General features: G+C 65.8%; 6 protein-coding genes. All 6 read left to right on the top strand.

Features of this window, described 5'->3' with window-relative positions:
- Nucleotides 1-34: 34 nt before the first annotated feature.
- The 6 genes from ACIP02_RS08285 to ACIP02_RS08260 all read left to right on the top strand — a co-directional run bounded on the left by ACIP02_RS08285 (nucleotide 35) and on the right by ACIP02_RS08260 (nucleotide 7032).
- The gene (locus ACIP02_RS08285; RefSeq protein ID WP_400615113.1) at nucleotides 35-1471 is read left to right on the top strand and encodes a TolC family outer membrane protein; all 1437 of its coding nucleotides are present in this window, start codon (nucleotides 35-37) and stop codon (nucleotides 1469-1471) included.
- Complete coding sequence (locus ACIP02_RS08280) at nucleotides 1468-3636, top strand: type I secretion system permease/ATPase (protein WP_400615110.1); 2169 nt, start codon at nucleotides 1468-1470, stop codon at nucleotides 3634-3636. The genes ACIP02_RS08285 and ACIP02_RS08280 overlap by 4 nt, the downstream gene beginning before the upstream one ends.
- Nucleotides 3633-4817, top strand: coding sequence for an HlyD family type I secretion periplasmic adaptor subunit (locus ACIP02_RS08275; RefSeq protein WP_400615107.1), 1185 nt, complete (start codon nucleotides 3633-3635; stop codon nucleotides 4815-4817). The genes ACIP02_RS08280 and ACIP02_RS08275 overlap by 4 nt, the downstream gene beginning before the upstream one ends.
- 184 nt (nucleotides 4818-5001) lie before the next feature.
- Nucleotides 5002-5901 carry a chemotaxis protein gene (locus ACIP02_RS08270; RefSeq protein WP_400615105.1) on the top strand — a complete coding sequence of 300 codons (900 nt, stop codon included), beginning with the start codon at nucleotides 5002-5004 and terminating at the stop codon, nucleotides 5899-5901.
- An 88-nt stretch (nucleotides 5902-5989) separates the two neighbouring features.
- On the top strand, nucleotides 5990-6301 hold the full coding sequence (locus ACIP02_RS08265; RefSeq protein WP_400615103.1) for a hypothetical protein: 312 nt from the start codon (nucleotides 5990-5992) through the stop codon (nucleotides 6299-6301).
- Entirely contained in the window at nucleotides 6298-7032 is a 735-nt protein-coding gene (locus ACIP02_RS08260; protein ID WP_400615101.1) for a YkgJ family cysteine cluster protein, read from the top strand. The genes ACIP02_RS08265 and ACIP02_RS08260 overlap by 4 nt, the downstream gene beginning before the upstream one ends.
- Nucleotides 7033-7151 lie beyond the last annotated feature (119 nt).

The following is a 7151-nucleotide window of genomic DNA, read 5'->3' as shown; positions in this document are numbered from 1 at the left end:
CGGCGGCATGGACGACCAGCAGTAAGGGAACTATGTGAAGCGAAGCAGTCCGCTGTCACCGCTGTTGCTGGGAGCCTTCGGGCTCCTGGCCCTCAACTTCCACCCGGTTGCCCACGCAGCCGATGATATAGCCCCCCAACTGCGCCACATCGGGCCATCGCTGTTACGCGATGCGCCCGACGCGGTGCCTGCCCGCCCCGCCATTGGCATGGCCCCGGTCGCCAGCGGCGAACGCCTGGGGCTGACCGACGCGGTGCTGCAGGCCGCACAATGGCACCCCAGCATCGCCGAAGCCATCGGCAACCTGTACAAGCAGGGCGAAGGTATCAACGTCGCCCGCGCGGGGTACTACCCGCAGATTTCCGGCGGAATCCGTACCGGTTATGACACCGGCTATGGCGGCGACCGCAACAGCCAGGCCCTCAACCTGTCGCTCAAGCAAATGCTCTATGACTTCGGCAAGGTCGACAGCGCCGTCAGCGCGGCCCAGGCCGCCGCCGCCCGCGCCCAGGCCAACATCCTGCTGGTAGTGGATGACCTGGCCCGTGACACCGCCTACGCCTGGATCGAGACCCGCCGCTACGAGCAACTGATGACCATTGCCCGCGACCAGATCCGCGGGGTCGGCGACATTGCCGGCATGGCGCGCCAGCGCAGTGACATGGGCGCCAGCACTCGCTCCGATGTGGTACAGGCCGAGTCGCGGGTGGAAAGCGCCCGCGCCACGCTGGAGGAATACCAGTCGCAGTACGAGCGCTGGCGCTCGACCCTGGCGGCGCTGATGGGCCGCGTCACCCCACCGGCACTGGCCGAAGAGTCCCCCCCGGCGTTGAACCAGGCCTGCAAGCGGCCCTCGCAAGGCGATGACCGCCTGCCCGCCGTGCTGATGGCCCTGGCGCAGCGCGCCCAGGGCCAGGCCGAGCTGGCCCAGGCCAAGGCCGAGGCCTACCCGACCCTGTCGTTGCAACCCCAGGTCAACCACTACCTGGACAACGACTACAACCGCGACAACTCACGCATGGACCGTACCCAGGCGGGCATCTACCTCAACGTCGAGGTGCCGATCTACCAGGGCGGCGCCATCAGCGCGCGCAGCCGGGCCGCCGGTCATGCCCTGACGGCTGCCGATTCCGCCGAAGATGCCGCCCGCCTGCAAGCCCGTCGCGGCCTGGCCGAAGCCATGGCGCAAACCTCCGGGCTGGGCCGCCGGCTGAGCTCGCTGGAAGCGCGCCAGGTGAGCATCCAGGAAGCGCGCATGCTCTATGGCCGCCAGTACCTGGACCTCGGCACTCGACCATTGCTCGACCTGCTCAACGCCGAGCAGGAAATCTACCAGTCACGTTTCGAACTTGCCGGCACCCGCTCCGACCTGCTGCGCCTGGATGTCGACTGCCTGTACAACACCGGCGCCCTGCGCACGGCCTTTGGCCTTGACGGGCGCAACCTGCAAGGTGTGGAGATCCAGCCATGAGCGATTCGATCAATGTAACCCTGCCCAACCAGCCACCTGCCGCAGCCCCCGAAGAGGTCCATCGGCCAGACCTGGGGCCGTGGCTGGAAGTCATGCTGCAGGTGGCGCACCACTACCGTCTGGACGTATCGCCCCAGCGTATTCGCCTGGCTGCCGTCGAGGATGCCCGCCCGCTGGATGAAATCCTTAGGCACATGGCCCGCCAGGCCGGCCTGGCCCTGCGCTTCGTGCGCTTCGATGCCAAAGGCCTGCGGCAATGGCGCACGCCGCTGGTGCTGGAACTGGACGATGGCCAACTGGCGGTGGTCGAGTCGGTCACCGAGGAAGATGACCTGGCGGTGGTGTTTGCCGGTGACCAGGGCCTGACCTCGCGCCTGCCCCGTGACACCCTCAAGGGCCGCATCAACCGCGTTGCCCTGCTGCGCCCGGCGCGGCCGCTGCGCGACGTGCGCACCGACGACTACACCGCGCCGTACGACCGCCACTGGTTCGCCCGTATCGTGCTGCGCGACCTGCGCCCCTACGGGCAGGTGATGGTCGCCTCGCTGGTGGCCAACGTGCTGGCGCTGGCCGGGGTGCTGTTCTCGATGCAGGTGTACGACCGGGTGATCCCGGCCGAATCGCTGCCCACCTTGTACGTGCTGTTTGGCGGCGTGGTGCTGGCGCTGGTGTTCGACTTCAGCATGCGCCTGCTGCGGCTGAAGGTGACCGACCTGCTCGGCAAGCGCGCCGACCTGCGGGTGAGTGACCTGGTCTACGGCCATGCCCTGCGCCTGCGCAACTCGGTGCGGCCCAAATCCACCGGCTCGTTCATTTCGCAGCTGCGCGAGCTGGAGTCGATCCGCGACTTGATCACTTCCAGTACCGCCACGGCCCTGGCCGACTTGCCGTTCTTCCTGCTGTTCCTGTTCGTGTTCTGGCTGATCGGCGGTGTGCTAGTGTTCATCCCGCTGGTGGCGCTGCTGGCCATGGTGCTGCCAGGGTTGCTGGCACAACGGCGCCTGGCGCGGCTGGCCAATGCCTCGATGCGCGAGTCGGCGCTGCGCAACGCCATGCTGGTAGAAAGCATCCAGGGCCTGGACGAGATCAAGGCGCTGCAGGCCGAAGCGCGCTTCGAACGCCAGTGGAACCAGTACAACGCTGCCTGTGCACACACCAACCTTCGCCTGCGCACCCTCACCAACGGCCTGGTGACCTGGACACAGAACGTGCAGGGCGCGGTGTTTGCCGTGGTCATCGTGGTCGGCGCGCCCATGGTGATCGCCGGCGACCTCACCACCGGTAGCCTGGTGGCGGCATCCATGCTGTCGTCGCGGATGATGGCGCCGTTGGCTCAGCTGACCCACGTGCTGACCCGCTGGCAACAGGCCAAGGTCGCCCTGCAAGGGCTGGACAAGCTGATGCAGTCGCCGGTCGACCACCCCGAAGGCGAAGCTCGCGTGCACCTGCCGGCAATTCGCGGCGAGTACCGCCTGCGCCAGGCCAACTTCCGCTACAGCGAAGAATCCCCGCCGGTGCTGAACATCGGCCAGCTGGATATCCAGCCGGGCGAGCGCATTGCCGTGCTAGGCCGCAACGGCGCCGGCAAATCGACCCTGCTGCAAGCGCTGGGCGGGGCCATGGACCTGGTGCAGGGCGAGGTCAGCCTGGACGGCATCGCCATGGCCCACCTCGACCCTGCCGACTTGCGCCGCGATGTGGGCTTGTTGCCACAGTATGCGCGGCTGTTCCACGGCACCCTGCGGGAAAACCTCACCCTCGGCGCCGGCCAGGCCAGCGACCAGGAGCTGGTGGCCGCGCTGGCCGCCACTGGCGCGCTGGACTTCGTCCGCCGCCTGCCCAAGGGCATGGACCATCTGATCCTCGAAGGCGGCCTCGGCCTGTCCGGCGGCCAGCGCCAGGCCCTGGTGCTGTCGCGCCTGCTGGTGCGTCAGCCGCAAGTACTGCTGCTGGACGAGCCGACCGCATCGCTGGACGACATGACCGAGCGCAAGCTGCTGGATAACCTGGAGCGCTTCTGCCAGGGCCGCACCCTGGTGATCGCCACCCACCGCCTGAGCGTGCTGCAACGGGTTGACCGCATCGTGGTGCTCGATGGCGGGCGCATCGTCATCGACGACACGCGGGATGCCGCAATGGCCAAACTGCAAGGAGCGCAGGCATGAGCAACCATGAACTCCCGGCCTCCTACCTGGACGGGCAGGACGACCAAGCGGTATTTCGCGCCGGCCGCATCATCACCATTTGCGCGCTGATGCTGGCGGCGTTCCTGGCCTGGGCGGCGTGGTTCGAAGTGACCGAGGTGTCCACCGGCACCGGCAAGGTCATCCCCAGCTCACGCGAGCAGGTGATCCAGTCGTTCGAAGGCGGCATCGTCGCGCAGATGAGCGTGGCCGAAGGCGACCTGGTGGAGCGCGGCCAGGTGCTGGCCCAGCTCGACCCGACCAAGACCGCTTCAAGCGTTGGCGAAAGCGAAGCCAAGTACCGCGCTGCCAAGGCCAGCCAGGCGCGCCTGCAGGCCGAGGTGACTGGCAAGCCGCTGACGTTCCCCGAAAGCCTGCGCGACTCACCCGACCTGATCGATGCAGAAACCGCCCTGTACCAGACCCGCCGCCGCGGCCTGGAACAGACCCTGGCGGGCATCCAGGACTCGCTGCAACTGGTGCGCAGCGAACTGAAGATCACCGAAAACCTGGCGAAGATGGGGGCCTCCAGCCGGGTCGAGGTGATCCGCCTGAACCGCCAGCGCTCGGAGCTGGAGCTGAAAGCCAACGAGGCCCGTTCCGACTACCTGGTGCGGGCCCGCGAAGAACTGGCCAAGGCCAGCGCCGAGGCCGACAGCCTGTCGGAAGTGATCCGCGGGCGCAGCGACTCGCTCACCCGCCTGACACTGCGCTCGCCGGTGCGTGGCATCGTCAAGGATATCGAGGTCAACACCCTGGGTGGCGTGGTGCAGCCCGGTGGCCAGGTGATGAAGATCGTGCCGATGGATGAGCGCTTGCTGATCGAAACCCGCATCGCCCCGCGCGACATTGCCTTCATCCACCCGGACCAGGCGGCCAAGGTCAAGCTCAGTGCCTATGACTACTCGGTGTATGGCGGGCTGGATGGCAAGGTAGTGGGGATTTCGCCGGATACCCTGCAGGATGAGGTGAAACCGGAGATCTATTACTACCGGGTGTTCATCCGTACCGAGCAGGACAGCTTGCAGAACAAGGCCGGCAAGCATTTCGCGATTGTGCCGGGGATGATTGCCACGGTGGATATCCGCACCGGTGAGAAGACCATTCTGGACTACCTGATCAAACCACTGAACCGGGCTAAGGAGGCCCTGCGCGAGCGCTGACAGTTGCCTGTCTCTATCCCTGTGGGAGCGGGTTCACCCGCGAAAGGGCCTGACCTGCATTGTGCATTCCCAGGGCCGGCCTCTTCGCGGGTGAACCCGCTCCCACAGGGTTTGCGCTGCGCCCTAAAGCCCAGCCCGAACAGGCCGATAACCGGTTATCCCCTGTTCCCCACCGAAGGTCACCATGGCCACGCAAAAAGCCCGCGCGGACTCGCTGTCGCTGCTGCTGTTCACACTGCGCAGCGGCAAGCTGATGGCAATCAACCTGCTCAAGGTCAGCGAGATCATCCCCTGCCCGCCACTGACCAAGCTGCCCGAGTCGCACCCGCATGTGAAAGGCGTAGCCACCCTGCGCGGCCATTCGCTGTCGGTCATCGACCTGTCCCGGGCCATCGGCGAGCGGCCGCTGGAAGACCCGCAAGGCGGCTGCCTGATCGTCACCGAGATCAGCCGTTCACGCCAAGGCCTGCATGTGCAGGCGGTCAGCCGCATCGTGCATTGCCTGAGCACCGACATCAAACCGCCGCCCTACGCCTCGGGCACCCGCTCGTTCATCACCGGCGTAACCCGCGTCGACAACACCCTCGTGCAGGTGCTGGACATCGAAAAAGTCATTCACGGGATTGCCCCGCCCGCAGCCGAAACGCATCACAGTGGCCTGAGCGATGAAGACGCCAGCCTACTGGCCGCCAGCAACATCCTGGTGGTGGACGACAGCAACGTAGCACTGCAGCAGTCGGTGCATACCCTGCGTAACCTCGGCATCGAATGCCACACCGCACGCAGTGCCAGGGATGCGATCAACGTACTGCTGGAGCTGCAAGGCACCGCGCAGGAGATCAACATCATCGTCTCCGACATTGAAATGAGCGAGATGGACGGCTATGCCTTCACCCGCACCCTGCGTGAAACCCCCGACTTCCAGCACCTGTATGTGCTGCTGCACACCTCGCTGGACAGTGCCATGAGCAGTGAGAAGGCAACCCAGGCCGGGGCCAATGCCATCCTTACCAAGTTCTCCTCGCCGGAACTGACCGATTGTCTGGTGGTGGCGGCGCGTACCGTGGTGTTTGCCGAGCACTGATATATCCGGTGACATAGTCCCCGGCTTGCCGTCGGGGGTGAGTCGGGCATAATTCGCGCCCCACGCAAGCAACTTGCCGGAATCGCGTATGAAGTTTCTCAGCTCCATCCTGATCAGCTGCGCCCTCTTCAGCAGTGTCGCCCAGGCTTCCAGCAGCCAGGCCTGGAACGAGCAGCGCCAGCAGATGCTCAAGGCTTGCCTGGCCGCCAGCCAGTTCAAGGACGCCCACGCCCGCGGCAAACCCGCCGAGTTCGATGACCAGGTGGGCATGAGTGCCCTGCTGGTCGAAGGTGTCTATCCGCAAAAACACATGCAGCAGCGCACCGGCACCGAGCTGTGCCTGTACGACCGCCAGCACCAGCGTGCCTTTGTCAGCGAATGGAGCCCGGAGGCCAAGTGACCGACAACCTGCGTTTTGGCTGTACCGGCTGCGGCAAGTGCTGCATCGGTCACCATGTGCCGCTGACCCTCGACGAAGCCCGGCGCTGGGCGGCTGACGCCGGCCAGGTGATCGTGCTGATTGAAGCCTTCGTCACCGATGGCCCGGGCATGCCGCCGGAGCAGCGTGAACATGTGCTGCGCCGCTCGCATCCGGTGCAGTGCGGTGAAGCTGAGGCGCGGGTGTCGGTGACCTTTGCCGCGTTCAACCCTGGGCGTTGCCGCAACCTTGACGACAATGACCTGTGCTCCATCTACGAACAGCGACCGTTGGTTTGCCGCATCTACCCGGTGGAAATCAACCCGCATATTCCGCTGCGGCCCGAGAACAAGGACTGCCCGCCGGAAGCCTGGCAGCAAGGGCCAGAACTGATTCACGGCACCCAGTTGGTCGATGCCGGGCTGGAAGCGCTGGTACAGGCCTCGCGCCAGGCCGACCGCGATGACATTGCCGCCAAGGTGGCGGTGTGCCAAGCGCTGGGCATGACCACCAGTGCGCTCAAGGGCAATGGGTTTACTGCCTACTTGCCGGACATGGGCGTGTTTGCTGCGGCGCTTGAACAGGTGCCAAGTGATGACAGTGCGCCGTGGACCTTGCATGTGGAGGATGAAGCACTGGTGGCAAGCTTGCAGGGATATGGTTTGGGCACGACCAGCGAGCCCCCGCTTTACTACGCCTTTATCGGTTTCTAGCCAGCACGTACGCGATCCCCTGTAGGAGCGGCCTTGTGTCGCGATCGGGCCGCAAAGCGGCCCCGGCAATATCAGCATAAAGGCCGAAATCCCGGGGCCGCCCTGCGGCCCGATCGCGA

Source organism: Pseudomonas sp. NPDC089408, assembly GCF_044749445.1.
Classification (GTDB): Bacteria; Pseudomonadota; Gammaproteobacteria; order Pseudomonadales; family Pseudomonadaceae; genus Aquipseudomonas.
The sequence above is the reverse complement of the archived record's forward strand: the minus strand, read 5'-3'. Positions and strand labels throughout refer to the sequence as shown.